The 26,426-nt window shown below is 63.7% G+C and carries 19 protein-coding genes, 1 tRNA gene, 1 pseudogene and 1 riboswitch; of the genes and pseudogenes, 10 read left to right on the forward strand and 11 right to left on the reverse strand.

Features of this window, described 5'->3' with window-relative positions; genetic code table 11:
* Positions 1-7: 7 nt before the first annotated feature.
* The 3 genes from BIO17B3_RS14140 to msrA form a co-directional block, all read right to left on the reverse strand.
* Positions 8-2,056, reverse strand: a complete 2,049-nt coding sequence (locus BIO17B3_RS14140; protein WP_156054527.1) for a TonB-dependent receptor — start codon at positions 2,054-2,056, stop codon at positions 8-10.
* 332 nt (positions 2,057-2,388) lie between these two features.
* Positions 2,389-3,471: an HPP family protein gene (locus tag BIO17B3_RS14145; protein WP_156054528.1), complete on the reverse strand. Its 1,083-nt coding sequence runs from the start codon at positions 3,469-3,471 to the stop codon at positions 2,389-2,391.
* Positions 3,468-4,031 carry a peptide-methionine (S)-S-oxide reductase MsrA gene (gene msrA / locus BIO17B3_RS14150; RefSeq protein ID WP_156054529.1) on the reverse strand — a complete coding sequence of 188 codons (564 nt, stop codon included), beginning with the start codon at positions 4,029-4,031 and terminating at the stop codon, positions 3,468-3,470. The genes BIO17B3_RS14145 and msrA overlap by 4 nt, the downstream gene beginning before the upstream one ends.
* Positions 4,032-4,170: 139 nt before the next feature.
* On the opposite strand from msrA, the gene BIO17B3_RS14155 reads away from it, so the two are divergent.
* A complete protein-coding gene (locus tag BIO17B3_RS14155) occupies positions 4,171-4,689 on the forward strand; it encodes a copper chaperone PCu(A)C (protein ID WP_156054530.1) in 519 nt (172 codons plus the stop codon).
* 293 nt (positions 4,690-4,982) lie between these two features.
* Here BIO17B3_RS14155 and ubiD read toward each other — a convergent pair whose 3' ends face one another.
* Entirely contained in the window at positions 4,983-6,536 is a 1,554-nt protein-coding gene (ubiD, locus tag BIO17B3_RS14160) for a 4-hydroxy-3-polyprenylbenzoate decarboxylase (RefSeq protein WP_156054531.1), read from the reverse strand.
* 317 nt (positions 6,537-6,853) lie between these two features.
* Between ubiD and BIO17B3_RS14165 the strand changes: the two genes are divergently transcribed.
* Both BIO17B3_RS14165 and glyA read left to right on the forward strand, forming a co-directional pair.
* The gene (locus tag BIO17B3_RS14165; protein ID WP_232054302.1) at positions 6,854-7,705 is read left to right on the forward strand and encodes a lytic transglycosylase domain-containing protein; all 852 of its coding nucleotides are present in this window, start codon (positions 6,854-6,856) and stop codon (positions 7,703-7,705) included.
* 21 nt (positions 7,706-7,726) lie between these two features.
* A riboswitch (ZMP/ZTP riboswitch) is annotated at positions 7,727-7,832 on the forward strand.
* 89 nt (positions 7,833-7,921) lie between these two features.
* Positions 7,922-9,169 carry a serine hydroxymethyltransferase gene (gene glyA, locus BIO17B3_RS14170; RefSeq protein ID WP_156054533.1) on the forward strand — a complete coding sequence of 416 codons (1,248 nt, stop codon included), beginning with the start codon at positions 7,922-7,924 and terminating at the stop codon, positions 9,167-9,169.
* Here glyA and BIO17B3_RS14175 read toward each other — a convergent pair.
* Positions 9,157-9,894, reverse strand: a complete 738-nt coding sequence (locus BIO17B3_RS14175; RefSeq protein ID WP_197737907.1) for a GNAT family N-acetyltransferase — start codon at positions 9,892-9,894, stop codon at positions 9,157-9,159. The two genes, glyA and BIO17B3_RS14175, sit on opposite strands and share 13 nt — an antisense overlap.
* A gap of 28 nt (positions 9,895-9,922) precedes the next feature.
* Positions 9,923-13,981, reverse strand: a complete 4,059-nt coding sequence (gene putA / locus BIO17B3_RS14180; protein ID WP_156054535.1) for a trifunctional transcriptional regulator/proline dehydrogenase/L-glutamate gamma-semialdehyde dehydrogenase — start codon at positions 13,979-13,981, stop codon at positions 9,923-9,925.
* A gap of 157 nt (positions 13,982-14,138) precedes the next feature.
* Here putA and BIO17B3_RS14185 point away from each other — a divergent pair, with 157 nt between their 5' ends.
* On the forward strand, positions 14,139-14,612 hold the full coding sequence (locus BIO17B3_RS14185) for a cyclic nucleotide-binding domain-containing protein (protein ID WP_156054536.1): 474 nt from the start codon (positions 14,139-14,141) through the stop codon (positions 14,610-14,612).
* Positions 14,613-14,748: 136 nt separating this feature from the next.
* Here the strand turns inward: BIO17B3_RS14185 and BIO17B3_RS14190 are convergent.
* Positions 14,749-15,512, reverse strand: a protein-coding gene (locus BIO17B3_RS14190) for an IS5 family transposase (protein ID WP_156052812.1) whose coding sequence is annotated in 2 segments (ribosomal slippage) — positions 14,749-15,140 and positions 15,140-15,512 — 765 coding nt in all. Because the reading frame shifts where the segments join, the coding sequence is not laid out codon by codon here.
* 143 nt (positions 15,513-15,655) lie between these two features.
* Here BIO17B3_RS14190 and BIO17B3_RS14195 point away from each other — a divergent pair.
* Entirely contained in the window at positions 15,656-17,077 is a 1,422-nt protein-coding gene (locus BIO17B3_RS14195) for an HDOD domain-containing protein (protein ID WP_156054537.1), read from the forward strand.
* A gap of 7 nt (positions 17,078-17,084) precedes the next feature.
* Here the strand turns inward: BIO17B3_RS14195 and BIO17B3_RS14200 are convergent, their stop codons facing one another.
* The 4 genes from BIO17B3_RS14200 to BIO17B3_RS14215 form a co-directional block, all read right to left on the reverse strand.
* Positions 17,085-17,747 carry a LysE family translocator gene (locus tag BIO17B3_RS14200; RefSeq protein WP_232054303.1) on the reverse strand — a complete coding sequence of 221 codons (663 nt, stop codon included), beginning with the start codon at positions 17,745-17,747 and terminating at the stop codon, positions 17,085-17,087.
* A 22-nt stretch (positions 17,748-17,769) separates the two neighbouring features.
* Positions 17,770-17,884 (reverse strand) — tRNA-Ser (locus tag BIO17B3_RS14205).
* A 728-nt stretch (positions 17,885-18,612) separates the two neighbouring features.
* The gene (locus BIO17B3_RS14210) at positions 18,613-19,938 is read right to left on the reverse strand and encodes a type II toxin-antitoxin system HipA family toxin (protein ID WP_112484364.1); all 1,326 of its coding nucleotides are present in this window, start codon (positions 19,936-19,938) and stop codon (positions 18,613-18,615) included.
* The gene (locus BIO17B3_RS14215; protein WP_013123489.1) at positions 19,938-20,318 is read right to left on the reverse strand and encodes a helix-turn-helix transcriptional regulator; all 381 of its coding nucleotides are present in this window, start codon (positions 20,316-20,318) and stop codon (positions 19,938-19,940) included. Before BIO17B3_RS14215 ends, BIO17B3_RS14210 begins: the two co-directional genes overlap by 1 nt.
* A gap of 752 nt (positions 20,319-21,070) precedes the next feature.
* On the opposite strand from BIO17B3_RS14215, the gene istA (BIO17B3_RS14220) reads away from it, so the two are divergent.
* The 5 genes and pseudogenes from istA (BIO17B3_RS14220) (at position 21,071) to istB (ending at position 26,030) form a co-directional block, all read left to right on the forward strand.
* Positions 21,071-22,096 (forward strand): IS21 family transposase, encoded by a 1,026-nt coding sequence (istA, locus tag BIO17B3_RS14220; protein WP_232054304.1) that lies wholly within the window; start codon positions 21,071-21,073, stop codon positions 22,094-22,096.
* Positions 22,068-22,709, forward strand: a complete 642-nt coding sequence (locus BIO17B3_RS14225) for a chloride channel protein (RefSeq protein WP_232054305.1) — start codon at positions 22,068-22,070, stop codon at positions 22,707-22,709. The genes istA (BIO17B3_RS14220) and BIO17B3_RS14225 overlap by 29 nt, the downstream gene beginning before the upstream one ends.
* A gap of 75 nt (positions 22,710-22,784) precedes the next feature.
* Positions 22,785-23,870 (forward strand): IS630 family transposase, encoded by a 1,086-nt coding sequence (locus tag BIO17B3_RS14230; protein ID WP_370512643.1) that lies wholly within the window; start codon positions 22,785-22,787, stop codon positions 23,868-23,870.
* Positions 23,867-25,219, forward strand: a pseudogene (istA, locus tag BIO17B3_RS14235) (IS21 family transposase); the annotation flags it as partial. The gene BIO17B3_RS14230 and the pseudogene istA (BIO17B3_RS14235), both read left to right, overlap by 4 nt.
* Positions 25,212-26,030 carry an IS21-like element ISThsp2 family helper ATPase IstB gene (istB, locus tag BIO17B3_RS14240; RefSeq protein ID WP_156054295.1) on the forward strand — a complete coding sequence of 273 codons (819 nt, stop codon included), beginning with the start codon at positions 25,212-25,214 and terminating at the stop codon, positions 26,028-26,030. The pseudogene istA (BIO17B3_RS14235) and the gene istB, both read left to right, overlap by 8 nt.
* Positions 26,031-26,426: the final 396 nt, after the last annotated feature.

Genomic DNA, 26,426 nt, shown 5'->3' on the forward strand with positions numbered 1-26,426 from the left:
GCAGCGCTCACAGACTGATCTGCACCCCGGCGGCGATGCCACGTCCGGGCAGCGGCGCGAGTTGGCGCAGGGTGTCGATCGCGCTGGCGCTGTAAGCCGTCTGATCGAGGAGGTTGCTCAGTTTGACGAACCACAGCCCGGTGCGGCCACTTGCCGTGAAGCGCTGCGTCAGGCTGGCGTTGACGCGCACAGACCCAGGAGTCGGGCCGAGCAGATCGCTGCTGGGTACGCGGTTTTGCCGTGCGGCCATTAGCGCTTCGACGCGCGCGCTCCAGTTGCCGCGGGTGTAGTTCAGCGCCGGAGTGAAGTGCAGCGGGGCGATGCGCGGCAGCGGCTGGCCGTTGGTCAGGTCGTCGGCGCGCACCCAGTCGAGCCGCGCGGCGAGATCCAGGCGCTGCCCGCCCTGGTCGAGCAGGGGTTGCAACAGGCTGGCTTCGATGCCGGAAAAGCGCGCCTGCACGCCGACGTAAAGAAATTCCGGCAGCGAATCTGGCGTGTCCGGCGGCACCGGATTTCCATCGCCATCAACGGTTTGGCCCCCGCGAACCAGCCCGATGTAATTGCTGTAGCGGGTGAGAAAGGCGGTGGCTGAATAGCGCGCTCTGGCGTTTTCCACCTTCACGCCCAGCTCCACGCTGTGGCTGCGCTCCTTGCGCAGCGCGGGGTTGCCCCGCTCGTAGGCGCCGGTGGCGTCGTGCGGGCCGTTGGCGTAGAGCTCGTCGTAGCTGGGCGCGCGCTCGTTGTGCGCAAGCGTGCTGGTGAGCGCCACCTGCGGCGTGAGCGCGTATTGCGCCTGCACCGCCACGCTCATCGGCGTGAAGCGCTGCGCGCTGGCGGCGCCAAAGCGGGCGATTCCCGTGGCGCCTTCACCGTCTGAACTCACCCGCGCGCTTTCCAGCCGCGTCCCGGCCGACCAGGCCCAGCGCCCGCTGGCGCCGCTGGCCAGGCCGAAAACCGCGGTATTGCGGGTGTGGGTCTGCGGCAGGAAGGCCTCGTCCCCCAGCGCGGAAAAGGCCAAACGCAGCGCCTGCAAACCCAGTTGCAAGTCGATGCCGGCCAAGCGGCGGCGCAGGGACAGCCGCAGCGTGTCGCCCTGGTTGACGAACCGGGTCGCGGGCTGGCCGGAGTCGAGTTCGGTATGGCGGTAATGGGTATGGGTGTAAGCCAGGGCGAGCGCATCGGCGCCGAGCACATGCCGCAGTTCCCCGCGCAAGCTGGTGCGTTCGGAGCGCATGTCGATTTCCACGTTGGGATCGACGATGGTGCCATAGCGGTTGGTATCGCTGCGCACCGAAAGGCCGACGAATCCCCAGCGGCCGGTCACCCCGCCGCCCAGACCGCCGCCGTAGCCGTCGGCTGCGGAGTTGCGCACCCGGCCATCGACGATCGACTCTGCCTGCGCACCGTTTGGGGCGACATAGTCGCTGGCTCGACGCTTGTAGCCGTCGGCGTGCAGGCCGAGCGCGCCGTTGCCGCCGTCGAGCGAAAACGCCGCCGATCCGCCAGGAAACGCGCTGTCGCCGCGAAGCTGGGCGATGCCTTCGACGCCGCGCAGCGGCGCGGTGGGAATGGCGTCGTCGATCACGTCCACCACTCCGCCGACCGCGCCGCCGCTGTAGGGCAGGGCTTGCGGACCGCGCAACAGCTCGATGGCGCGTGCCGCCAGCGGGCTGAGCGGGGCGTTGTGGTCATAGCTCGCGGCGGAGGCGTCGAGCAGCGGCGAACCGTTGGACAGGATGTCCACCCGGTTGCCATCGAGCCCGCGCACGACGGGTCGGTCGGCGTTCGGCCCGTACCAGGTCGAGGTCAGTCCCGGCAGACCGGAAAGCGCGGCGCCGAGGGTGCTCGACTCGCCCTGGCGCAGCAGGAGCTGCGGCCCGGTCAGATCGACCGTCGGCGCGCCTGGTGCGCCGATGACAGGGGCAGCGACGACATCAATCGCAGGCAAGGAGGGGGTCTCGCCAGCGGCCTGCGCCTGCGCGGGCATGGTCTGCGCGAGCAATAACGCCAGCGCCAGAGGCCGCAATTGCGGCAAGGGGTTGAGGGTTTTCGGCATGGAGGACAGGGCAGAAGAAACGTCTGTGAATGGTTCGAGTGTTACGTTATCTTATAACGTAACACTGCGATGTGAAGGGGCTGTGTCGCGTCCATGCCTTATGAGAAACCCCAGGTCTGCCTCAAGTTTTCTTGTCCACCTCGCGGCTTGCAAGCTGCTCGGATTCGGCTCCGCCCAGGCTGCCGCAGAGTGGATTGGGGCGTGGGCCTCATCCACCTCGCGGCTTGCAAGCCGCTCGGATTCGGCTCCGTCCAAGCTGCCGCAGGGCAGCTTGGAGCCGCGGGCCTCATCCCCTTGCGGTCTGACGTCAACGGGGGCGGACTGGGGCGGTTTTACCCTGTGGTGTCCGGGTGTGCTTGCTGCGCGGGCCGGTGCAGGGCGCGCATGACGTCGCTTTGCGTGATCATGCCAACCAAGCGTGCGGCGTCATCGACCACCGGAATGTGATGGTGGCCGCTGCCCGCGAAGAGCGGAATCAGCTCCGACAGATGCCGTGCTGCAGACACCACCTGCACCCGCCGCGTCATGCGCGCGGCAACGGGTGTGGCCGACTCACGCATGGCGCTGGGCGCTGCATCCGGGTCGGTGCGCAGATCGGCCGCGGTGACGATGCCGATGACCTGCCGCTGTGCGTCGATCACGGGAAGCGCCTTGATGCCATGCTCTTCCAGGCGATGCAGGGCGTCGGCCACGCTGTCATCGGGGCGGGCGGTCTGTACGTCACGCTGCATGATGTCGCTGCAGCGCACGCTGTCCAGCCGCTGTTGGTAGGCCTGCGTCTGGGCGTCTTCGAGCAGGCCACGCAGGGTGGCGCGGTCGATGTCGAGCACTTCGCCGTAGCGGGCCACCGCGGCGTCGATGGCGCTGGAGAGTTCGTCCGCATTGGGCAACACGGCATCAGCCGCGGGCTGCGGGGCGGGGTGCGGTCTGCGCGTGGCCGCATGCCACAACAGGGCACAGAGCACGAGCAGCGCGGAGTTCAAGGCAACTGGCATGAAGGCAAAACGCCAGTCCGTGGTGTGGGTCAACACCGCCAGCAAGGCCGCCGCGCCGCCTGGCGGGTGCAGGCATCGAGCCTGAAGCATCAGCGCAATCGCACCGCCGACGGCCATGCCGGCTGCCAGCCAAGGCGGGCCGATCCAGAGGGCGCAGGTAATCCCCGCTAGCGTGCCGAGGGTGTTGCCGCCAATCACCGACCAGGGCCGTCCCAGCGGGCTGCTGGGCAGCGCAAACACTATGACGGCGCTGGCGCCGATGGGGGCGACCAACCACACCAGCTGCGTCCAGCCGCTTGCGCCTTCGACCCACTGGCTGATCGCGCCCACGGCGGCCACGCCCAGCACTGCGCCCAGCGAAACACGAAACCATTCGGCGATGCCTACGCGCGGGCTGCCCGCGACCTGTACCGCGCTCATGCATCCTTACGCAGCAAGGCGGCGTATTGGCGGCGCAGCTTATCGACCTTCGGCGCAATCACCGCGGCGCAGTAGCCCTGATAGGGATGGTGCGTGAAATAGTCTTGATGTTCGGACTCGGCGGGGCTGTAGTTCGCTTCCGGCGCGATCTCGGTCACGATGGGATCGGTGAAAAGCGCTTGATCGCGCAGGCCTTGCACATAGGCGCGCACGGCGGCGAACTGGGCTGCGTCATGGGTGTAGATGCCCGAGCGGTATTGCGTGCCGACATCGTTGCCCTGCCGGTTCAAAATGGTGGGGTCGTGCATGGCGAAAAATACCTCGAGCACCGTGTCCAGACTCAGCACATCGGGGTCGAAATCCAGCCGGATCACTTCGGCATGGCCGGTCTGCCCCGTGCAGACCTCACGGTAACTGGGGCGCAGCGCCGTGCCATTGCTGTAGCCGCACTCCACGCGCAGCACACCGCGCAGCGGGCGGTAGGCGGCGTCGAGGCACCAAAAACAACCGCCAGCGAGGGTGATGCGCTGGGGCAATGCGGGCAAATTGAAGTCGGACATGGGGCGAGAGTCGTGAGTGCGGCAATTTGCCGCGGTCTGGGGATTGTCGAAGGCTGACAAAATGCACGCCTTTTCTATGGCAATTTTCGCTGACTATCCGCGGAGACGTTGTGCGGTTGTAAATATGAGGAGTTAATTGATGAAGCGTCTCAATTTGAGCCGTCGCCAGGCACTGGTGATGACTTCTGCCCTGCTGATGTGGGCCGCCGCCCCGGCCGCACTGGCGCAACGCACAGGGGATATCGAAGTGACACGGGCGCAGGCGCTGCCGTCGATTCCCGGTGCGCGCAATGGCGGCGGATTTCTGACTCTCGTCAACCACGGTCAGCAAGACGACAAGATCGTGGCCGCCGCCTCACCCGTCTGCGGCCATGTCGAGCTGCACACCATGAGCATGGAAGACAACATCATGCGTATGCGCGAGGTCGGCGACATTCCGGTGCCCGCAGGCAAGACCCTGCGCATGCAGCCGGGTAGTGGCTATCACCTGATGTTCATGGACTTGAAAGCCCCTCTGAAAGAGGGCGAGAGGGTGCCGGTGACGGTGAAATTCGCCCACGGCGGGCAGATGGAGCTGCAACTCAAGGTCGAGCCGCGCGACAAGATTGCGGGCGATGCGCCCATGCCGGGCAAGGCAATGCACGGCGGCATGCACTGAGAAGCCCGCAGACCCCTGAAATTGAGACGGGCCGCAAACCTAGAGGTATGCGGCCCGGGGGGTCCGACAGTCGGGTTTGCTGCCGCCTGTCAAGCTCATGCAGGGATGCATGATGGGGGTCTAACAACAGTCCGGGTTCCACCCGATCTGTTCGCCGTAGCAGCTGCACTGCAACGACGAAGCAAAGGTACGCCTCCTGCGTTGTCTGCGTCAAGATGAAACATGACTGCGGGCAAGGGGTATGGCTGAATCGCCCGAACAGCCTCTGCGCAATGCCTTGAATTCATTTCGTTTTATGTCGTAGTCGGGCGCGCCAGCAGGGCGTCGATCAAGCCTTGCATGCGCGTCTGCGCCTGGGCATCCGGCACGATGGCGCGGCCCCATTCGCGCTGAGTCTCGCCCGGCCACTTGTGGGTGGCGTCCAGCCCCATTTTTCCGCCCAGGCCCGACTGCGGCGAGGCGAAGTCCAGATAGTCGATCGGCGTGTTGTCCACCAGCAGCGTGTCGCGCACCGGGTCCATGCGGGTGGTGATGGCCCAGATCACGTCGTTCCAGTCGCGGATGTTCACATCGTCGTCAGTGACGATGATGAATTTGGTGTACAGAAACTGCCGCAGAAAACCCCAGATGCCGAACATCACCCGTTTGGCGTGACCGGCGTAGGCCTTGCGGATGGACACCACGGCGAGCCGGTAGCTGCAGCCCTCGGGCGGCAGATAGAAGTCCACGATCTCGGGGTATTGCTTCTGCAGGATGGGCACGAACACCTCGTTGAGCGCCACGCCCAGCACGGCGGGCTCGTCCGGCGGCTTGCCGGTGTAGGTGGAGTGGTAGATCGGCTGCTCGCGATGGGTGATGCGCTCGACCTCGAATACCGGAAACCAGTCTTGTTCGTTGTAATAGCCGGTGTGATCGCCGAACGGGCCTTCGAGCGCGTGGAGATAGCCGTTTTTTTCCATCAGCGGCACGCCGGTTTCGCTCTCGCCCTTCCACCCGGCTGGTGCGGGTGGCAGATGGCCTTCGAGCACGATTTCCGCCGAGGCGGGAACCTGTAGATCGAGCCCCACGCAGCGAGCCACTTCGGTGCGCGCCCCGCGCAGCAGGCCTGCGAACTGGTATTCGCTCAAGGTGTCGGGTACGGGCGTGACCGCGCCCAGCGTGGTGGCCGGATCGGCGCCCAGCGCAACGGCCACAGGGAAGGGTCGCCCAGGATTGGCCAGGGCGAATTCCCTGAAATCGAGGGCGCCGCCCCGGTGGGCGAGCCAGCGCATGATGAGCTGGCGGCGGCCGATGCGCTGCTGGCGGTAGATGCCCAGATTTTGCCGCTTGCGGGGTTGCGGCACGTTTTGCGGGCCTCGCGTGATGACCAGTCCCCAAGTGAGCAGCGGCGCCACGTCGCCCGGCCAGCAGGTCTGCATCGGCAGGCGGTTCAGGTCGACGTCGCCGCCCTCCAGCACGACCTGCTGGCAGGCGGGGCGCGAAACGGTACTCGGGCGCATGTCCCACACCGCTTTGACCAGATGCATCAACTCGCCCGCATCTTTCAAGCCTTTCGGCGGTTCAGGCTCCTTCAGGCGGGCGAGCACTTCGCCGATGCGGCGCAGCTCGCTCACGTCTTGCGCCCCCATCCCCAGCGCCACGCGCTGCGGCGTGCCGAACAGATTACCCAGAACCGGCATGGTGTAGCCCGCCGGCTTTTCAAACAACACCGCTGGCCCACCCCCGCGAAGCAGGGCATCGCAGACCACCGTCATGTCGAGATGCGGCGATACGGGCTCGGCCGTGCGCCGCAGCAGGGAAAGAGTCTCCAGTTGGGAGAGAAAGTCGCGCAGATCCCGATATTTCATATAACCAATAGAAGTGAAAGATAAGACCTTGTGCGTTGACTGGGAATAACGAGGTTCCTAAAATTCGATCCGTGTTTGCCCTAGGTGCCTGAACTCAGGCGGGCAACACACTCGCCCCGAAGCACGCCTTGCCGCGAACGACACAAAGATCGAACGCTGCAATCGATGCAGGCCTTTCTCGAAGGCCGCATCTTAGGCTGCCGGGCTCCCTTGGTGAGCCTGTGCTGTCGGATCTGTGCCCTTGGGAACTGGCGCTGGCTGTCTTGCGACACCGCGGCAATTCCATTCAGACACAGGAGTGTTCCATGTTGAACGCCATGCAATCTTCCCTGCCGCGCGCACGTCGGCTGGCAGGTGGATTTTGGGAATTGACCCACCAAACTTTGATGATGGTGGGCTTGTTTGTGGTGGCCGGAGGTGCGTATCTGTACTTCCAGCCTCAAGCGATGACGACCCTGGACCGCGGCCTCACGCAGTGGGTCATGGCGCGCAAGACAGCGGCTGACGAACTTCAGGCGTTGGCGCAAAAGCCGGCCGATGCCCTGCTGCCCATGGTGCAGGCGGAGCCCGCGCCGGGCAATGGCATGCCGGTGCTCACGCCGCAACAGCGCACGGTCTCCAACTGGCTGGCGCGGCGCTACAGCATTGCGCCCAATGCCATGGCGCAGCTCGTCAGCGCCGCCTGGACGGTCGGTCGCCAGCAAAAACTCGATCCTCTGCTCATTCTGGCGGTGATGGCGGTCGAGTCTTCGTTCAATCCTTATGCAGCCAGCGGTGTGGGCGCCACCGGCCTCATGCAAGTGATGGCCAATGTGCACCGCGACAAGTTCGCTCCCTTTGGCGGGCCGCAAGCCAGTATCGATCCGCTGGCCAATATGCGCGTGGGCGCGCTGGTGCTCAAGGATGCCATCCAGCGCGGCGGTTCGGTGCGCGCGGGCTTGCGCTACTACGTCGGCGCCACGAATGACGCGAGCGAGGGCGGTTATGCCGACAAAGTGCTGGCCGAACAGGCGCAGCTCGAACGTGTGGCTGGCGTAGCGCCCAAGCCGGTCGCAACGCCGATGACGGCCAGCACGGCGGGCCACATCGTCGCGCCGCATGCGGCGCCTGCCACGGCCAAATCGACGGTGGCCGCAGAGCCTGAACAAAAACACGCCTCACTCACCTGACGCCACGCGACGCGTTAACATCTTCATCTGCACGACTGGCGATAGAAACCGGCAACATCCGCGGTTTCGAGGTGGGACGAACCACCGGGGAGTGCTGGACTTTAAGCCGTTCGCCTGGGCCAGCGCCATCGCTGTCAATGATCTTCATCAGCCCAGGCTTGCGCACTTCCACACCTTGAAGGAAGCTGGCGCGGGCCGTTCAGACGGAAATTCGCCATGTTCGACCGCCGCATCACCATCGCCCAGACCGACCCCGAGCTCTGGGCCGCCATCCAGTCCGAGAACCAGCGCCAGCAAGACCACATCGAGCTGATCGCCTCGGAAAACTACACCTCGCCCGCCGTCATGCAGGCGCAGGGCTCGCAACTCACCAACAAGTACGCCGAGGGCTATCCCGGCAAGCGTTATTACGGCGGTTGCGAGTTCGTCGACATCGCCGAGCAACTGGCGATCGACCGCGTCAAGCAGCTCTTCGGGGCCGAGGCGGCCAATGTGCAGCCCAACTCGGGCTCGCAGGCTAATCAGGGCGTGTTCTTCGCCTTGCTGCAACCTGGCGACACCATCATGGGCATGAGCCTGGCCGAAGGCGGCCACCTGACCCACGGCATGCCGCTGAACATGAGCGGCAAGTGGTTCAAGGTCGTGAGCTACGGCCTGAACGCGCAGGAAGAGATCGATTACGACGCCATGGAGCGTCTGGCGCACGAGCACAAACCCAAGCTGATCATCGCCGGGGCCAGCGCCTACAGCCTGCGCATCGATTTCGAGCGTTTCGCCAAGGTGGCCAAGGCCGTGGGCGCCTACTTCATGGTGGACATGGCGCATTACGCCGGGCTGATTGCCGCTGGCGTCTATCCCAACCCCGTGCCCCACGCCGACGTGGTGACCACCACCACGCACAAGAGCCTGCGCGGACCGCGCGGCGGCGTGATTCTGATGAAAGAGCAGCACGCCAAGGCCATCAACAGCGCGATCTTCCCCGGCATTCAGGGCGGCCCGCTGATGCATGTGATCGCGGGCAAGGCGGTGGCATTCAAGGAGGCGCTCGCACCTGACTTCAAGGTCTATCAGCTGCAGGTGTTGACCAATGCCCGCGTACTGGCCGAAACGCTGACGCGGCGCGGCCTGCGCATCGTCAGCGGGCGCACCGAATCGCACGTCATGCTGGTGGATCTGCGTTCCAAGAGCATTACCGGCAAAGAAGCCGAGAAGGTGCTGGGCGAGGCGCATCTCACGGTCAACAAAAACGCCATCCCCAACGATCCCGAAAAGCCCTTTGTCACCTCGGGCATCCGCGTGGGCTCGCCAGCCATGACCACGCGCGGCTTCAAGGAGGCCGAGGCCGAGAAGACCGGCAACCTCATTGCCGACGTGCTCGACAACCCGCACGACGCGGCCACGCTGGAGCGGGTGCGCGCCGAGGTGAAGAAGCTGACCGACGCATTCCCGGTTTATTCCGCCTGATCGTCGGCTGTGCCCCTCAGGGCGGCGGCGGTGAGTGCCGAGAGGCGCTCGCGCTGTCGCCCTTTTTCATCGAAGTTTTCTGCGGCCAGCCAGCGCGTGAAAGCGGCGCGCAGTGCGGGCCATTCCCCGTCGATGATGCTGAACCAGGCGGTGTCGCGGTTGCGGCCTTTGACCACGGCGGCCTGGCGGAATACCCCCTCGAAGCTGAATCCGAGCCGCCGTGCCGCCTCACGCGAGGCGGCGTTGAGCGCATCGCATTTCCATTCCAGTCGGCGGTAGCCCAGTGCAAAAGCCTGGTCCATCAGCAGGTACAGGGCTTCGGTCGCCGCGCGCCGACGTTGCAGCAAGGGCGAGAAGTAGAGGTGGCCGATCTCGATGCTGCCAGCCGCCGGGGTGATGCGCAAATAGCTGGCTAGCCCGGTGGCGCCGCCAGTGCCTGAATCGACGATGGCAAAGAACAGCGGATCCTGGCCCAGGCAAGTGGCCTGCATCCAGGCCTGGTAGTCGAGTGCCGAGGCGAACGGACCGTAGGGCAGATAGTTCCAGCCGTCGCCGCGGGCGTCCAGGACCTGCGCGGCGTAGAGTTCGGCGGCGTGGCGCTGCGGGTCGGCGGGTTCCAACGTGCAGGTCGCGCCGATCAACGCGGTTCTCGCGGGTGGAGGAGGGGCGATAAATCCGGGGACGGGCTGGCCGAGCGCGGCGGTGGATTGCGGGTCGGTTGGCATGGTGGCTTTTGGCGGCATGTGAGACGAGTCAGCCCAGGGTCATGAGTTGCGCGTTGCCGCCCGCTGCAGCGGTGTTGACGCTCAGGCTTTGTTCATGCACCAGGGCGGTGAGATCCATCATCGCACCGTCTGCAAGCTGGGCTGGGCGCAGGCTTTCGATGCGCAGAATCAGGCCGTCGCGCTGCGCCAGCTGGTCTTGCAAGCGGGCCAGGGCGTCGGCGTCGCCCTCAAACAAGACCACGCTCAGTTCGGGCAGGGTGTCGCGCTGAGTTGGAGGGCAGGAGCGCACATATGCCTTCACCGCGGGTGGCAGCGCGTCCAAAAAGGTGGCGAGCGGGCTGTCGGGGCTAGGCGCTTCGATGAGGGCGAGGTTGCCCGTGGCGAGCGTGGCGGCGATGTGATGCACCAGGCCCAGCACCGTTTGCGGTATGCACCACACGCCGCCACTGCGGGGCAGAAGCCGGTAGCGGTTGGATTCTCCCGTCGGCCCAGGCAGGGTGTAAACCGAGCTGATCGGGCTGTGGGCGAGATAGTGTTCGCACGCAGCCTGCGCGCGCGTCATGTCCTCGTCATCCAGATTCATGGTGTGATTCTGCACGGCGGCCAGCAGATCGCGCAGCGCGGCGAGGCTTGCAGGTTCTGGGGTGATCTTGCTGCACTCGGCGGCTGCGGCCGCGAGGTTGGCGGGCAGCGCGCTGTTGGCCTGCGGCAGAGGCTGCACCAGCCGGTGCAGATAGAGCGGGCCGCCGGCCTTGGGGCCGGTGCCCGAGCGGCCCATGCCGCCGAAGGGTTGCACGCCGACTACGGCGCCGATGAGGTTGCGGTTGACGTACACATTGCCGGCGTGAATGCGCTCGCTCAGCTCGGCAATGGTTTCGTCGATACGACTGTGCACGCCGAAGGTCAGGCCGTAGCCGGTGGCGTTGATGGCGTCGAGCACCGCGCCGAGTTGCTCGCGCCGGTAGCGCAGCACATGCAGCACCGGGCCGAACACCTCGCGTTGCAGGCGGTCGATGGTGTCGAGCTCGATCAGCGTGGGGCGAACAAAGGTGCCCAGCCCGCCGCTTTCATCGCGCCCCAGCCGGGTGACGGAAAGGCCCGCGGCCTGCATGCGGGCGATATGGGCTTCGAGGTTGTCGCGGGCCTCGGCATCGATGACGGGGCCGAGGTCGGTGTGCATGCGGTCGGGGTTGCCCAGGCTCCAGTCGTCCATCGCGTCTCGGATCATGCCGATCACCCGGTCGGCCACATCTTCCTGAATGCACAGCAGGCGCAGGGCCGAGCAGCGCTGACCGGCCGAATCGAAGGCCGAGGTCAGCACGTCGGCGACCAACTGCTCGGCCAGTGCGGACGAGTCGGCAATGAGCGCGTTCTGCCCGCCGGTCTCCGCGATTAGCACAATGCTGCGGCCCTGCGGGCTGAGCCGCTTCGACACGGTGCGCGAAATCAGTTGCGCCACTTCGGTGGAGCCGGTGAACATCACCCCGGCCACCGCCGGATGCGCCACCAGCGCCGCGCCCACCGTGCCGCCGTCTCCGGGAACGAGCTGCACCGCATCGGTCGGCACGCCGGCCGCGTGCAGCGCGCGCACCAAAGCGGCGGCGATGAGCGCGGTCTGTTCGGCGGGCTTGGCCAGCACCGCATTGCCTGCCGCCAGCGCGGCAGCCACCTGACCGCAGAAGATGGACAGCGGAAAATTCCAGGGACTGATGCACAGCACCACGCCCAGCGGACGATGGATTGCGTTGTCAAACTGCGCCGCCGTCTGCGCGGCGTAGTAGCGCAGGAAGTCCACCGCTTCGCGCACCTCGCCGATGGCGTTGGGCAGGGTTTTTCCGGCTTCGCGCACGATCAGCCCGAGCAAGTTCTGCATCTGCTGTTCGAGCGCGTCAGCCGCGCGCTGCAGGCAGGCGGCGCGCTCGCCGGGCGGGGTGACTTGCCAGATCGGCGCAGCGCTCTGGGCGCGGCGCACGGCTTCGTCCACTTCGGTTCGGGTCGTCTGGCGCACCCAGCCCACCTGATCGCGCGGATCGGCGGGGTTGAGCACGGGCGTCCAACCTTCGGCTGCGGCCTGCGCGTTATCGGCGGGCGGGGGTTGATCTGCGACGGTAGGCGACGCGTAGGCCATGTGCTGCGCACTGCGCAGCAGCGCGGCGCTGAGCGAGGCCAGCTGTTGCTCGTTCGCCAGATTCAGCCCGGCGGAATTCAGACGCGCTTGCGCGCCCAGCCCGGAAAACAGTTGCCGCGGCAGGGGAATACGCGGATGCGGCGCGCCGAGCACGCCGGTCTCGACGGCAATCGCACGGGCCTCGTCCACGGGGTCGGTCACCAGCTCGGACACGGGAACGGCGTCGTCGCCGATGCGGTTGACGAACGAGGTATTGGCGCCGTTTTCAAGCAGGCGTCGCACCAGATAGGCCAGCAGGGTGTCGTGCGTTCCTACCGGGGCGTAGATGCGGCAGGGGCGGGCCAGCTTGCCCGCGCTGACCGGGCCGACGACCTGGTCGTACAGCGGCTCGCCCATGCCGTGCAGACACTGAAACTCGTATTGCCCGGCGTAGTAATTCTCCCCGGCCATCTGCATGATGGACGCCAGCGTCTGCGCGTTGTGCGTGGCGAATTGCGGATAGACCGCGTCTGGCGCGGCCAGCAGTTTGCGGGCGCAGGCCAGGTAAGACACATCGGTATGTACCTTGCGGGTGTAGACCGGATAGCCGTCGAGCCCGTCGATCTGCGCACGCTTGATCTCGCTATCCCAATACGCGCCCTTCACCAGCCGCACCATCAGCCGGTGCCCGCTGCGCCGGGCGAGATCGACGAGATAGTCGATGACGAACGGACAGCGCTTCTGGTAAGCCTGCACCACGAAGCCGATGCCGTTCCAGCCCTTGAGAGCCGGGTTGAAGCACAGGGCTTCGAGCAGGTCGAGCGAGAGCTCCAGCCGGTCGGCTTCTTCAGCGTCGATATTGATGCCCACGTCGTAGCGCCGCGCCAATTCGACCAGGGCGGTCAGGCGGGGCAGCAGTTCATCCATCACCCGCGCGTACTGAGCCCGGGTGTAGCGGGGATGCAGCGCGGAGAGTTTGACCGAAAGCCCTGGCCCCTCGAAGATGCCGCGGCCGTGCGAGGCCTTGCCGATGGCATGCAGGGCCTGTTCATAAGCGGTGAAGTAACGCTGCGCGTCGGCCTCGGTGATCGCCGCCTCGCCCAGCATGTCGTAGGAGTAGCGAAAGCCCTTTTTCTCCTGCGGACGGCTGTTGGCCAGCGCTTCCGCAATGGTCTGCCCGGTGACGAACTGCTCGCCCATCAACCGCATGGCGCGCTGCACGCCTTGGCGGATCAGCGGTTCGCCCCCCTTGCCGATGAGCCGCGACAGCGCGCTGGCCAGCCCTTTTTCACTGGCGGTTGCCGTCAGTCTGCCGGTCAACATCAGCCCCCAAACGGCCGCGTTGACGAATACCGACGGCGAGTGACCGAGATGCGCCTGCCAGTCGCCCCGACTGATCTTGTCGCGTATCAAGGCATCGCGGGTGGCGTTGTCGGGGATGCGCAGCAGCGCCTCGGCCAGACACATCAGCGCCACGCCTTCCTGGCTGGAGAGCGAAAACTCCTGCACCAAGGCCTCCACGCCGCCCATTTCGCGCCTCGCCCGCACGCCTTCGACCAGCCGCTCGGCCATTTGCCGGACGGCCGCGCGCTGGGTGGCGTCTGGAATCTGCGCCAGTTCGATCAGCATGGGTAGACATTCCGGCTCCGGCCGATGCCAGGCTGCGGTGATGGCCGCGCGCAGATCGGTCTGCGGCAGCACGTTCTGCGCCCAGTCGAGAAAGGGAGTGGGAAAGGGGGTGGGCAAGGGGGTGGGCAAGGTTGCACCTTCCGGCTCGTCGTGCGGTGTGCCGGGTTGCGACGGCTTTTCGGTCGAGCTCAAGGTGCCAAGAGAAAACTCGCCACGTTCGATGCGCTCCACCATGTTCAGCGTGGCCTGCTTGATCAGCCAGTGCGGTGTACGTCCCAGCCGATCTGCGGCGAGCCGCACCCGTTGGCGCAGGGCTTCGTCCATTTTGATACCGGTGGTGGTTGCGCCCATTTTTGGTCCCCTCATCGTGATGAGGTTGCAATTATTGATCGACGGTGCAACCAACGTATCAGGGATAACGCTTATTTCGATACCTTGAGGTGAGTCAACACGCCTTCTTGAGGAAAGCATGCAATGGTCAAGTTGACGCAACCTTAGGAGTCCTGCGATGCCATCCGCCTCTACCCTGCGCGATCTACAGACCCGCACCATTTTGTCGGCCCTGCGGCCTGAACAACTGGAACGACTGCTCTCCCATGCCACCGAAGAGCACATCGCGGCAGAGGGTGTGATCTTTCTGCAAGACAAAGAGGCCGACGCCTTCTACATCGTGCGCGAGGGCAAGGTGCAGATTCAGGTGCCGGCCATCAACGGCCCGGGCGTTGAAGTACAGGCGCTGGGCGAATGGGATGTGATCGGCTGGTCCTGGCTCATCCCCCCTTATCGCTGGGCGTTTGAAGCTAAGGCGCTCACGCCGGTCACTCTGCTGCGCTTTGATGGCAAGGCTATTCTGCAGGCATGCGAGAGCGACTCCGCCCTCGGTTATGCCCTGATGAAAATTTTCGCCGGACTCATGTCCGAGCGCCTGCGCGCCGCCCGGCTGCGCATGATGGAAAGCTGGGCGCCGCCTGGCTGGGCTTGATGAGGGTCAGGTCGGCTGGCGCGCCCGCCTTGAAAACACAAAAAATCTGGAATTGCGGCACCGGCTTAGGCCCCTCGCCAAGCAAAGCCGTTAAATTGTGAACTATTCGGCAGGCGAAAAAGCCTAGATAGTGTCGTCACAAGATTTGCAGCCAGAGGGCAAGGCAGCGAATTTGCACGGCGGCAACGAATGAGGCGACGTTTTTCGCGTAGCGCGTGGCGATGCCCCGCCACCGCTTGAGATGCAGGAAGGCGTTCTCGACCAGGTGACGTAGTTTGTAGAGTGCTTTGTCATACGTGCGGGGTTGCTTGCGGTTCTTGCGTGGCGGAATCACGGCTTGCGCGCCTTGCGCTTGGGCATGCGCCACGATGGCGTCACTGTCGTAGCCTTTGTCGGCAAGCAGGTAGTCCATCTTGAACCCGTCCATCAACCGCTCAGCCTCTGCACAATCCGCTCGGGTACCTTCTGTAATAACCGCTCGGAGCGGCAGACCATGCGCATCCACGGCCAGATGTATCTTGGTGTTGAGCCCCCTTTTGTGCGGCTCATCGCCTGATTGCCACCCCGCGCACCCGCTGCGTGCGGATGAACCTTGCAGTGACTGGCATCGATCATGATCCACTCGAAATCGGGCTCATCAATGCACTGCTCCAGGAGCGACTCCCAAATGCCCTTGTCGCGCCAGCGGCAAAAACGCCGATGGGTGTTTTTCCAGCCGCCATATGAGGCGGGCAGGTCTCGCCACGGCGCACCGGTGCGAAGAATCCAGAACACGGCGTTGATGAATTGGCGGTTGTCCCGCGCAACCCCGCCCCAAACTCCCGCTCGTCCAGGCAAGTGGGGTTCGAGCAATTCCCAGTGCCGATCTGATAGATCGTGTCGATGAAGCGTCTCGGGCATCTCAATAGCGCGGTTGGTATGAACAGCGCCATCATGCCACAACTCGTGACGACTCTATCTAGACGATAAACAATCAAACAAGTTCCAGTATGTGGCGAGCCTGCTCGACAGCACCCTTCCATTTGCATTGACCCCTCGATTTCATGCCCCTGCCTCAATCTGATTTCACCGCGTCTTCCATTACGTTTCGAGGGTTTGGCCAGGCCATTGCCCAGCAAAACCTGCCGGCCTTCGGCCAGACTATGCAGGAGGTTTTCGCCGCCACTGAGAACGACAGCCTTTCGGGTCAGCAGATCGCAGAAATCATTCTGCGCGACCCAGCCTTGACCTCCAGCCTGTTGCGCGTCGCAAATTCTGCGGGCATGGGCTATGCCGGTCAAAACAAGGTGCTCACCGTCAGTCGCGCCGTGGTCGTCATGGGCCACAACGCCATTCGCTCGCTCTGTATTTCGGCCCTCGCAGTCGAGAGCATGCCGGAGAACGGCCCTTTTCGCGCTCGCCTTCTGGCCGCTTTGGGCACGGCCTTGCATGCGGCGGTGCAGGCCAAAGACCTCGGTTTGCGCAAGGGGTTACGGCGCGACGAGGCCGAGCGGCTGTTTCTTGAGGCGCTGATGGGGCGCATCGGAGAGCTGGCGTTTTGGTGCTATGGCGGCGAATTCGCGGAACGCGTGGATGAATTGCTTAAATCCGGAGTGAGTCCGGAGCTGGCTGAGCAATCGATATTGGGCATGTCGCTGCTGCAGTTCAGCCATGATCTGCTGCGCGCCTGGAATCTCGATGCGGTGATCAGAGACAGTGCGGAAGTCGCCCTTGCCGTGCAACTGGGTCGAGCCGCGCAGCTGGGCTGGGCGAACCCCGAGGCGCGTCAAGCCGTCCTGCATGTCGCGGCCCTGTTCCGGCAATCCGAAGCCCAGACGCTGAAACGACTGCAAAGCAATGCCGAACAAGCCAGTCAGCTGGCGGTAGTTCTCGGCGCAGGAGCCGCTACGAGGTGGATTCCGGCAACTCCGGCATCAACCGACGAAGAGTCCGCAGCCCAACCGACGGAGCCGCTCGAGATGCGGCCCGCCGAACCGACGGCCGACATGGCCCTGCAACTGCGCATGCTGACCGAGATGAACGCCGTTGCCGTCAGCCGCAAAGAATTGCCCATGCTGTTCGAGGCCTGTCTTGAAGGGCTGCATCGCGCTGTCGGCCTCGACCGTTGTGTGCTTTGTCTGATGACGCCCACCAGAGATCGTTTGCTCGCGCGTCTGGGGGCTGGCTCCGGTGTGGCCGATTTGCGCGCGCGCCTCCAACTGCCCTGGTCGGCCACGCTGGAAACCCAGCTTCAGGCGGGAAGCGTGCGCAGATTCTCGGCCGAGCAGCCGCCGCCCGATTTTTTGCTCCAGGCCACGGCTGTGCACGACTGTTTGATGGCCACGCTGACCGTGGATCAAAAAATCATCGGCCTGTTTTATGCCGATCAACAAACGACGCAGCGGCCTTTGACGGCTGAAATCTTCGACGGCTTCAGGCGATTTGTCACCCAGACGGAGCTCATCGTGCGCGGTTTGCCGCGCTGAAGCGCGCTCAAACTCTCTGCAGACGCAGCAGACTCAGACCGAACGCACAGAACACCGAGCCCGACACCCGCTGCGGCCAACCCGAAGCGAACCAGATGCTCAACCGTTTGCGTGCCAGTACGGCCAGCCCCGCATAGGTGCTCAGCGCCAACAGCGAAATCGCCATGAACGTCAGCGTGAGCGCCAGATATTGCGGACCGAGCGGGCGCGAAGCGGTGAGAAACTGGGGAAACAGGGCCGCGATGAACACGATCGCTTTCGGGTTGCTCAACGCCACCATCAAACCCTTGACGTACAACTTATGCGGTTTGTGCGCAACGTCAGCAGTCTGAACCGTCTTCGCTTGCGCCCCATCGGGGCGCCGAGCCGCATGACGCCACTGCTGCACGCCCAGCCAGATCAGATAGGCGGCGCCTGCGAACTTCACCACGGTGAAAGCCAGTTCGGAGGTCTGGAGTATGGCGTTGAGCCCCAAGGCGCTGAGTGTCGCCAGCACCAGCAACCCGGTGATATTGCCCAGCGAAGACAAAATGGCGTGCCTCCAACCGTGGTGCATGGCGTTATGGATGGACAGCATGACCGCAGGCCCCGGCGTGAACGAGGCGGCCAGCGCAAAGCTGATGAACAGCAGGTAAGTCGTCCAGCTTGGCATCGCGAGGGTGGAGCGCAATCGGCTGCGTCTGAGTGAAGATTGGTAGGCCGTGCTGGGCTCGAACCAGCGACCAAAGGATTATGAGTCCTTCTAAAGAGACGTTGTGAGCAGATAAAGTATCAATAAGTCGTTGAAAAATAATACATCAACGTCCTTTTGTTGGGCTAAAAATCTGCTCACGTTTGCTCACGCCGCACCAAGAAGTGTTTTGCTCGACGTGTCTCAGAAACAACGTCAGGGAAGTCGACCGGACGCATCAAATAGAGCGAAGCAAGTCGAAATGACAGACCTCGAACGCCTGTTGTTCATTCTGCTGACGACTTGCTCAGTCATCCTGACGGAGCGCCGTTGCGCTCCAGTCAACCGCTGGAATGTGTCTTTGCCACGGAAACATCGTCCTCAGAGAGCGGCCCGGCCCGCTGCCTTGGAAATCGACGGATTTGTGCGTGACCATGGTGAAGTCTTCGGGGACCACGTAGTCGATGAGCTTCCAGTCCTTAGCACCCGCCAATCCGCGGTCTCGCACGCAGGTGGACGTGTCATGACCGGAGTCCCGACCATGACTTCCAAGTCGTTCGTCACACGCGCCGCCAAGTGGTCAACTTCCTTGGCACGAAGGTACGCAGCGGACGAGCGGTGTCTCGAAAAAACAGAGCCCCTCACCGTCGCAACGCTAGGCGCTGGCTTAAAGTGTTGATGCCTACTACGGAGACGCCTGATTTGCCCTCTGAGACTTCGCGTTTCAGGGGGCAGTTTTCTGCCGGAGATTTTTTCGGCAGGATTCGAGACGGCCAGGCCCACTGACCGCTCTTTCTGCTGGCGGGCGGAATGAGGCTGCGCACGCGACCGGGGTGGACGTCAATAGCCGGTCCGATTGGCCGATTTATTGTTCCAGAAAGGTTGCCACCGTATCCCAGTTGTCGTTCTCAAAAGCAGGCGTGACCTTTTCGATTTCATCGTCACTCATCCCCACGGCCGGGGACCGGGCGATTCGTTTCCAGTCGGTCAGGGCAGCCGCCATCCGGGTCAGTATTGCATGGGCGTCGTCATCGGACACGCCAAAGTATGCCGCTGCCTCCAGCGCCTCCTGAATATCTCCGGTTTCACCGGACGCTTCGGTCACGGCGGTTTTCAGGATGGGTTCCTTGTCGGGAAACGGGTTCACGTCAAACAGCGGGGCGAGCCGCCACTGCCCCCCGCCGCTGTGCAGGAAGCCGTGGTTGTGCATGTGGTCATCCACGTTGGTGATGAGCATGTTGAAGCAGATGCGCGCCCAAAGCTCCTGCTTGTCTTCGAGGGGTCTCGGGGAGAACCGGTCAATGGCCTCCGCAATTTGCGTGTATGCGCCATCTTCCCTGGAATCCAGCTGCAGCAGCGAGGCCGCAGATAGGTAAGGGATGCGGCCACCAGCCCGAGGTCGGTCAAACCGCACGATAAGCGCGACAGCCTGGGTGCCAGCCATGACGACTTCGGCCTCGGACGCATTCAGGCCCGCCTCTTTCGCGAGCAACAGAGCCAGCACCTCACCGCGCGCCATGTCACGCGTATCGTTCACGCTCGGAAACTTGGCGATGGCTAGGGTGCCGTCGGGCTTCAGGACCGTTGCTTTGGGTCGCATGCCGCCGAGCGAGGTGCCGCGCCCTTTCAGATACGCGAGGTCCGTCGCCGTTTCCTTGCCGGATTCGACCGCTTTCGACGCCTGAATCAAGGTCTGCAGCGGGACCTCGTGAGTTCCTTCAGGCAAGTTGTCGTCATGCGGCACATCGAGGAAGGGGCTGTTGGCATTGTCCCTGAAGCGCAGTGCGCCAATGCGGCTGGAATCCAGCACCCCCAGCAAATAGTCCAGGTCTGACAGCTGTGCAGAACCAGCGTCTCGACCGGCGTCTTTTTCAGCCTTGCGCCGTTTGGCGTGGGCGCGGTTGATAACACGCCGTCCCCAGCCATCCGGCTCAGTATCGGCAATGGCACCTGCAAAGGTAGAAGTCTCCTTGCTTCCCGTACGGTATTGAAAGTCGGCGCTCAGGGGAAGGTCCGGAGACAGTGCGAAGCAATCTGGATTACTGAGCCAAGCAGGGGAGTACCGGAATGCCGAGACCTCCTTTTGCCCCTGTCTGGAAAATTGCAGTTCGCCCACTTCCAGTCCCGTGTCGCCCAGATAGACGAGCAGCGTCCGCGTTGTGCTGGTTTTTGCTTTTTTTGTCGTTGCCATTACAGGGCTCCACTGTCCGGGTTGGTTTTGCGTACCCGGATGCGTTTGGCTACCGCCTTGTTCATGAGCGCTAGACCGAGCGCATCATTGGTGGTGTTCAGGGCCTTGTTGAGTTCGGGTAGAAGGTTCAGGATGTTCAGGACCCGAACCACAGCGCCCCACGACACCCCGGGGTCGCCCTTTTCCAGCCGGTAGAGAGTCTTTTTTGAGATGCCCGCCCGCTCCGCCATGGACGACGTAGAAAGCCCTCGGCGTCGGCGGGCCAGCGCAAGGTCCTCTCCGGCAGCAACCAGCGCACGCTCGACCGGCAAGGGCATCGGACTTTCGGGGATGCGGCCGGAAATCGTGGGTGTCGCCGCCGTTTTCATTTTATCAGTCATGTCTGAACCCTTAAAAAGTTAAAAGGCCATATCTGACCATTATACTGCATCCCTCAGATGAACGTCATCGCTTTGTTAAAAACGGTCAGATAAGGGTTGTTATTTATATACGAGGTCATAACTGACTCTTTATTGCCACGCCCTCTAGCTCAAAGCTCCCAGATGCTCGGACCAGTTGTCCTCTTCGGCTTGCTCCCGCTTAACCGCAGGCAGGGCTCTTGACCTAGGTAATGCCTGCTCTTCCTGGTCGAAAGAGCGACCTGCACCGTGTTGACTCCGCCGAAGATTTCTTCGGCAAAAAAGGGCTCTATCACCAAACTGTGTTGGTCCCCTCGGAGGGTGAGGGCTGTGGCCGCTCGGCCAAAACTTCTTGCGTAGTGGCCTCTTAGGGCCACTTGTTCCAACGGCACCAACACAAGACTGTGACAGAGCCAAAAAAAAGACCACAGCAGCTTGCGCTACCGTGGTCTTGAATGAAAGCTTCAACACTTTAAGCCAACGCCTAGCGTCGCAACGGGAGGGGCTCAAATCAACCAGCCTGAGTGCTTTGATGCGTATTTCAGCCCATCGTGGACGGCATTTCAGGCTGATCGTGGACGGGATTTCAGCGTGATCGTGGACGGCGTTTCAGGCTGAACGTGGACGCTGTTTCAGCGTGAACGTGGACGCCGGGAGGCGCGCAAGTGATCCCCTGAGCGGGTCTAGGCTGGTCGATTTTTTGATCGAAGCCGATGCCCACAACCAGAATCATGATGCGCCAGATCCGAGAAGCATTACGCCTGCACCTGCAGGTTGGGTTGACCTATAGCGAAGTGGCCCGCGCGCTCAAGCTGTCCAAGAGCGCGGTGGGCAAGTACGTGTCGCTGGCCCGGGCGGCCGGGGTGGACTGGGCGGTGGCCCAGACGCTGACCGACGTCGAGTTGCAGGGGCGGCTGTACCGCCCGCCGGTGCCGCGCGCCAGCGATCAGCTCGCCCCCGATTTCGCGGTCATTCACCAGGAGCTCAAACGCCCCGGCGTGACCCTGATGCTGCTGTGGGAGGAGTACGCCCGCGGTAACGCGCAGGCCTACAAGTACACGAGTTTTTGCATCAAGTACCGCGCGTGGGCGCAGCGCCTCAAGCGCTCCATGCGCCAGGTGCATGAGGCGGGCGAGAAGCTGTTTGTCGACTACGCCGGGCAGACCGTGCCGATCACCGATCCGACCACCGGTGAGATCAGCGCCGCGCAGATCTTCGTGGCCACGCTGGGGGCGTCGAGCTACACGTACGCCTGTGCCACACCGCGCCAGACCACCGCCGACTGGATCGGCGCGCAAGTGCAGGCGCTGGAATTCTTCGGCGGCGTGCCGCGGCTGATCGTGCCCGACCAGGCGCGCGCGCTGATCAAACATCCCGACACCTACGACCCGCTGCCCAACCGCACGTACGAGGAGTTCGCCCGCCATGACGGCTGTGNGCGTATTCCAGAGGCCTTGCTCTTCATGGCCAGTGCGCGCCGTCCCGCTATTCTTGTTCCCTATGCATGCTCGTTACCGCCCCGCTGCGATTTGGCGACTCACACGAAAAGAACTTCGCAGATCGTGGCTGAATTACGGCGTGCTCTGGGTGGGGGCGATCCTGGTGGGGTTGGCAGCGGTGCAGTTCGCCAATTGGACCAACGATGTGCTGGCGATTTTTCTCGGCTGGATCGACGGCCGGGCGTGGCTGGCCCTGCTCATCACCCCGGCGTTGACCGGCGGCGCGGTATGGATGACCCGCAAATGGTTCAGCGGCAGTGAGGGCAGCGGCATTCCGCAGGTGATTGCGGCGCTGCATGGCCAGCCAGACCCCACCCGCATCCGCCGCCTGTTCGGTCTGCGCATCTTGATCGGCAAGATCGGTCTCGGGCTGCTGGGCATGCTGGGCGGCCTGACGCTGGGCCGCGAGGGGCCGACGGTGCATATCGGCGCGTCCATCATGTACGAGATGCGGCGGTTCTATCCCCGTGTGTCGCTGCGCATGGAGCGCCTGTTGCTACTCGCGGGCTCGGCGGCGGGTCTGTCGGGTGCGTTCAACACCCCGCTGGCCGGGATTTTGTTTGCCATCGAGGAGCTCACCCGCAGCTTCGAGGTGCGAACCAACGGCGTGCTCATCACCAGCATCGTGTTCTCCGGCCTGGTCTCTTTGGCGCTGGCGGGCAACTATCTGTATTTCGGCCAGATCACCGCGCCGGACATTTTTCCGCTGGCCTTCGTCTTGCCGGTGGTCATCGCCGCGGTGGTCTGCGGTCTGGCCGGGGCGGCGTTCAATCTGGCCTTGCTCAAACAGGTGCGCTGGATTCCTGCGAAGGTGCTTGCTTGGCGCGAGCGCTCGCCGCTGGCGTGGGGCGCGGGGCTGGGCCTGCTAGTGTAGTGTTTGATTCTTGAGTGAACTTAATTGAGTTGCTTGTCTCCAATGTTTTACTACGGTTTGCATTGGAGAGAGCAAGTGCGCGTTGCCCCGGCGATTGAATTGACCACCGAGCAGGAAAGCGAGCTGACGCGGCTGGCGCGTTCCAAGCGCACCAGCGTGCGACTGGCGCAGCGCGCGCGCATCGTGCTGCTGGCCGCCAAGGGCGTTCAGAACAAGGAGATCGCCGAGCAGCTTGGTATCGGTCGCGTGCAGGTCGCGCGCTGGCGCGAGCGCTATCTGCAAGCGGGGCTGCAAGGCATCGAGCGCGACCTGCCACGTGGCGCGCCGCCGGTCAAGGTGGACGCAGCCAAGCTGGTGGAGCTGACCACGCAAAGCACGCCCGAGACCGCCACGCACTGGAGCACACGCAAGATGGGTGAGGTTCTGGGCGTCAGTGCGAGCACTGTCATGCGGCATTGGCAGGCGCACGGTCTGAAGCCTCATATCGTGCGTGGCTTCAAGGTCTCGCGCGATCCGAAATTCGTCGAGAAGCTCGAAGACATCGTGGGGCTGTACATGTCCCCGCCCGAGCATGCGCTGGTGCTGTGCTGTGACGAGAAGAGCCAGGTCCAGGCGCTGGACCGCACGCAGCCGGGCTTGCCCATGAAGAGGGGCCGTGCGGCCACCATGACGCACGACTACAAGCGCAATGGCACGACCACGCTGTTTGCCGCACTCAACGTGCTTGACGGCCAGGTCATCGGCCAGTGCCAGCAGCACCATACCCACGTTGAATGGTTGAAGTTCTTGCGCCAGATCGACCGCGAGACGCCCAAGGACAAGACGCTGCATCTGATCGCCGACAACTACGCCACACACAAGCACCCGGCTGTGCAGGAGTGGCTGGCCAAGCACCCCAGGTTCAACATGCACTTCACGCCCACCTCTGCGTCGTGGCTGAACATGGTCGAGAGATTCTTCCGCGACATCACCACCGAGCGGCTGCGCCGCGGGGTGTTCACCAGCGTGCCCGAACTCGTGGCTGCCATCGACGAATACGTCGCACATCACAACGTCAACCCCAAGCCGTTCATCTGGACCAAGAGCGCTCGCGACATCCTGCAGAAGGTCATTCGCGCGAATAGACGCTTAAGTTCCAAACAGAATGGAACACTACACTAGCGCCCTATGTGGAGTGGCTCCGGCAGGCCGTGGCCATTGATGCGCAGCGTCCTAAAGCGCAGCGGCGCACGGCCAGGGCATTGCATGCCGAGTTGAAGCGACAAGGCTATGACGGCGCCTACAGCCGCGTCACCGATTTACTGCGCGCCTGGCGACAGGCCGATGGCACGAGCCCTGTGCACGCCTTCGTGCCCTTGACGTTTGCGCTGGGCGAAGCCTTCCAGTTCGACTGGAGTGAAGAGAGCATGGTGGTGGGCGGCGTGCCGTACCGCGTGCAGGTTGCCCACGTCAAGCTGTGCGCCAGCCGTGCCTTCTGGCTGGGGGCCTATCCCAGCCAAGGTCACGAGATGCTGTTTGACGCCCATACCCAGGGGTTTGCCGCCTTCGGCGGAGTGCCGCATCGCGGCATCTATGACAACATGAAGACAGCCGTCGACAAAGTGCACCCGCGCAAGAAGCGCGACGTCAACGCGCGCTTTGCGGCGATGTGCAGCCACGACCTGTTCGACCCCGACTTCTGCAACGTCGCTTCCGGTTGGGAGAAGGGGGTGGTGGAGAAGAACGTCCAGGACAGCAGGCGACGTGTGTGGATTGAGGCCCTGTCGACGCCCTGGCGCTCCTTTGCCGAACTCAACGCCTGGCTGGCCATGCGCTGCCGGGCCTTGTGGCAGGAGATCTTCCATCCCGAGTTCAGCCAGTTCACCGTGGCCGAGATGCTCGAGCACGAGCAGCCCCACCTCATGCCCATGCCTACAGCGTTCGACGGCTATGTGGACAACACGGTCAAGGTCAGCAGCACCTGTCTGGTGGCCATGGCCGGCAATCGTTACTCCGTGCCCTGTGAACTCGCCGGGCGGCGGGTGAGCACCCGGGTGTATCCCACCGAGGTGGTCGTGGCGCATGACGGCGTGTGTGTGGCCCGCCATGCCCGGCTGGCCAACCGGGGGCTGACCACCTACGACTGGCAGCACTATGTGCCGCTGATTCAACGCAAACCCGGGGCGTTGCGCAACGGCGCGCCGTTTGCCGATCTGCCCAAGCCCTTGCAGCAACTGCGCCAGGCGCTGCTGCGGCAAGACGGGGGCGACCGGCTCATGGCCCAGGTGCTGGCTCTGGTGCCCGCATCCGGGCTGGAGGCGGTGCTGGTGGCCGCCGATCTGGTGTTGGAGGCGACGGCCCCCTCCGGGCGCATCAGCGTGGAACACGTTGTCAACGTCATGGGACGGCTGCAAACCGGCCCCCAGCCTGCGGAGGTCACCACGGTCTTGACGATGGCCGATCCACCCCGCGCCGACACGGCCCGCTATGACCGCCTGCGCGTGACTGACGAGGAGCGTGATCATGCGTGAGGTCATTGCGGAACTCAAGGCGTTGCGGCTGCACGGCATGGCCGGTGCCTGGGCCGATTTGCAAGGTCTGGGGACGAACGCCAGGCTGGATGTCGCGCAGTGGCTCGTTGAGCATTTGCTGCAGGCTGAGCAGGAAGATCGCGCCGTGCGCTCGGTGCGTCATCAGATCCTCTCGGCCCGCTTCCCGGTGCACCGCGATCTGGCGGGGTTTGACTTTGATGCCTCAAGGGTCGATCGCAAGCTGGTGGGGCAACTCGCCAGCATGGCCTTTACCGAAGCCGCGCACAACGTCGTGCTGGTGGGCGGGCCCGGCACGGGTAAGTCGCACCTTGGAACGGCCATCGGCGTGGCGGGCATCACGCAGCACGGCAAGCGGGTGCGGTTTTACTCCACCGTCGATCGGGTCAACGCGCTGGAGCAGGAGAAGGCGCAGGGCAAAGCCGGGCGGATTGCAGCAAGCCTCTTGCGCATGGACTTGGTCATTCTCGATGAACTGGGGTATCTCCCCTTCAGTCAGGCGGGCGGGGCTTTGTTGTTCCATCTGCTGTCCAAGCTCTACGAACACACCAGCGTGCTGATCACGACCAATCTGGCCTTCGGCGAGTGGTCTAGCGTGTTCATCGATGCGAAGATGACCACGGCTTTGCTCGACCGGCTCACACACCACTGCCACATTCTGGAAACCGGTAACGAGAGCTACCGCTTCCGTCACAGCACGGAAACCGCCAAGACCCGCATCAAGGCGCGGGAGCAAAGGCGTTCGGGCACAGCACAGGCACCCCAGCCCGCTGAGCCCGAGACACCGCTTTGACCCCCACAAGCCCTTGGGGCAAGCCGCTCTGGGCTACGCCCGGCGCAGCTTGCCCCAAGGATCCAAACCCACCAACCAGGAGCCAACCCCACGCAAAAACCGTAGACTTATCCACACCCGACTGCGACGCAGTCGGCCTTAGACCCCGGGTCAAAATTGAATCGGCACGGTGGGGGTGCGGACGAATTCTTGGACTACTCTGGAGGTAGTTCATGTATTCATACGAGGATCGACTGCGNTGCGTATTCCGGCGAACGTGACCGCTGATTCTGGCAACGTGACCGGCATTGCGGTGAACGTGACCGAGGGTCGGTATTGCGCGTTTTGAGTTTATGCCGGCTTGCATTTCCGGCTGTTTTTCCTTGTCTTTAAGGGGTTCGTTTTTAAATCAATAGG

The sequence above is a fragment of the Thiomonas sp. OC7 genome (assembly GCF_900634595.1).
GTDB lineage: Bacteria > Pseudomonadota > Gammaproteobacteria > Burkholderiales > Burkholderiaceae_C > Thiomonas > Thiomonas arsenitoxydans.

Coding starts and splice junctions, on each gene's coding strand:
- BIO17B3_RS14175 (WP_197737907.1), bottom strand. CDS start 9,894: ATGCCAACCGACCCGCAATCCACCGCCGCGCTCGGCCAGCCCGTCCCC.
- BIO17B3_RS14195 (WP_156054537.1), top strand. CDS start 15,656: ATGCCCCTGCCTCAATCTGATTTCACCGCGTCTTCCATTACGTTTCGA.
- glyA (WP_156054533.1), top strand. CDS start 7,922: ATGTTCGACCGCCGCATCACCATCGCCCAGACCGACCCCGAGCTCTGG.
- putA (WP_156054535.1), bottom strand. CDS start 13,981: ATGGGCGCAACCACCACCGGTATCAAAATGGACGAAGCCCTGCGCCAA.
- BIO17B3_RS14210 (WP_112484364.1), bottom strand. CDS start 19,938: ATGGCAACGACAAAAAAAGCAAAAACCAGCACAACGCGGACGCTGCTC.
- BIO17B3_RS14155 (WP_156054530.1), top strand. CDS start 4,171: ATGAAGCGTCTCAATTTGAGCCGTCGCCAGGCACTGGTGATGACTTCT.
- BIO17B3_RS14185 (WP_156054536.1), top strand. CDS start 14,139: ATGCCATCCGCCTCTACCCTGCGCGATCTACAGACCCGCACCATTTTG.
- BIO17B3_RS14215 (WP_013123489.1), bottom strand. CDS start 20,318: ATGACTGATAAAATGAAAACGGCGGCGACACCCACGATTTCCGGCCGC.
- ubiD (WP_156054531.1), bottom strand. CDS start 6,536: ATGAAATATCGGGATCTGCGCGACTTTCTCTCCCAACTGGAGACTCTT.
- BIO17B3_RS14145 (WP_156054528.1), bottom strand. CDS start 3,471: ATGAGCGCGGTACAGGTCGCGGGCAGCCCGCGCGTAGGCATCGCCGAA.
- BIO17B3_RS14165 (WP_232054302.1), top strand. CDS start 6,854: ATGCAATCTTCCCTGCCGCGCGCACGTCGGCTGGCAGGTGGATTTTGG.
- BIO17B3_RS14140 (WP_156054527.1), bottom strand. CDS start 2,056: ATGCCGAAAACCCTCAACCCCTTGCCGCAATTGCGGCCTCTGGCGCTG.
- BIO17B3_RS14225 (WP_232054305.1), top strand. CDS start 22,068: ATGACCCGCAAATGGTTCAGCGGCAGTGAGGGCAGCGGCATTCCGCAG.
- msrA (WP_156054529.1), bottom strand. CDS start 4,031: ATGTCCGACTTCAATTTGCCCGCATTGCCCCAGCGCATCACCCTCGCT.
- istB (WP_156054295.1), top strand. CDS start 25,212: ATGCGTGAGGTCATTGCGGAACTCAAGGCGTTGCGGCTGCACGGCATG.